Source organism: Rothia nasimurium (assembly GCF_928392795.1).
Taxonomy (GTDB): Bacteria; Actinomycetota; Actinomycetes; order Actinomycetales; family Micrococcaceae; genus Rothia; species Rothia nasimurium_F.
Map to the genome: position 1 here is coordinate 1 of NZ_CAKMTJ010000022.1, position 925 is coordinate 925.

Annotated in this window: 2 protein-coding genes; both read left to right on the forward strand. The window is 47.5% G+C overall.

From position 1 onward, the window contains the following. Positions 1 to 328 (forward strand): hypothetical protein (locus L6963_RS11670; RefSeq protein WP_237207719.1); only part of this gene is annotated, 328 nt, incomplete at its 5' end. Continuing rightward, positions 328 to 759, forward strand: a complete 432-nt coding sequence (locus L6963_RS11675) for a hypothetical protein (RefSeq protein ID WP_237197843.1) — start codon at positions 328 to 330, stop codon at positions 757 to 759. The genes L6963_RS11670 and L6963_RS11675, both read left to right, overlap by 1 nt. Positions 760 to 925 lie beyond the last annotated feature (166 nt).

The following is a 925-nucleotide window of genomic DNA, read 5'->3' on the forward strand; positions in this document are numbered from 1 at the left end:
TGCGTTGCAGTATACGATGCCGAATACGGATAATTATCAGGTGCGGGAGGACTGGAATATGAGGGGTGTTGTGTTTGCTGGTGGTGTGGGTATGGGGACTGGTGTTGCTACGGTCGCTGTTCCTGGGTTGATTCCCGGTGGGAAGGCTGTTGATTATGCGGCTGCTCGAGGGGCTGAGTTTATCTCCGGTGGTATTAACGAAATGGTGACAGCAGCTGATGAAACCACAAATGACGAATTTAGAGACAAAGGGATTCAGGAGGTTGCTAAGGGCATAGCGTCGAATCCGGGTGATTTGAAGGATTTAGTTGTTCGGAGGGGGAGGTAATGTCTCGGGATAAAGTTTCTTGGGCCGAGGCTCCTTGGTGGCGAAAGATTATTGGTGGGATTATCCTGGGTTGCACTGTTCTTCTTTTTGCTGGTCTTGGCGTCTCTTCCTTCCTTGATCGCTTCTTCCCTGGAACCCAAGTTTGTACCGTAGATTCAGCACGACTACGCAACAGTTCGGGTGGCAACGGAGGGGCAACTGCGTCACGGTCCGTCCGCATTGAAAGTAGCGATTGTGGACTCATTGTTATTACCTCTGTACGGTATTCAGGGGATGAAGATATGAATGAGGCTGCTTTAGTAGAGTTTTTGCAAGAGCATCAGGGGGAGAAATTTGAGTTTGTGACAAATTATGTTCAGTTCCCTAGCGGTTTATGGTTCCCTGATTCTTTAGGTTCTCAGGGTATTGCGTCCACAGAACCTGTTAAATAGCGTTTGCGAAATATATCAACTATCAGAAAGATAAATAGTATGTTACTGGGTCTTATCGCTGCGGTTATTATTGCGGGACTAAATACACCTTTGGCGACATTTCTTGCAGGGCGCGTGAAAACACCGGGTGGTTTTTTACTAACCTATATGCCGCTGGGTTTAATCA

Excerpts from the sequence above, each read along its gene's own strand:
- L6963_RS11675 (WP_237197843.1), top strand. The coding sequence starts at position 328 with ATGTCTCGGGATAAAGTTTCTTGGGCCGAGGCTCCTTGGTGGCGAAAG.